This window comes from Corynebacterium sp. HMSC036D03, from assembly GCF_001836185.1.
In the GTDB taxonomy this organism is placed as follows: Bacteria; Actinomycetota; Actinomycetes; order Mycobacteriales; family Mycobacteriaceae; genus Corynebacterium; species Corynebacterium simulans.
Window position 1 is genome coordinate 1 of the sequence record NZ_KV827733.1, and the last position, 241, is coordinate 241.

Sequence of the window (241 nt, forward strand, 5' to 3'; positions counted from 1 at the left end):
GTGGCTTTGCGGTAGCCGCGTGAAGTAATGAATCCACGATCTGCTTGTTTAAGGACTCGGCAGATGGCCTCGACCCCAAACTGATCTTTATACGTGTCGATGTAGGAGATCATTTGGTCGTGGGTCGGTCGAGTTCCGCTGCGAAAAAAGCCGAAGCTGTCTTAAGAATCCCGTTTGCTCGTTTCAGTTCGCGGTTTTCGCGGCGCAGACGCTTGAGCTCTTCTTCCATTGTTTCGCCGCC

General features: G+C 52.7%; 1 pseudogene. It reads right to left on the reverse strand.

Features of this window, described 5'->3' with window-relative positions:
- Window positions 1-241, reverse strand: a pseudogene (locus HMPREF2692_RS12935) (IS3 family transposase); the annotation flags it as partial.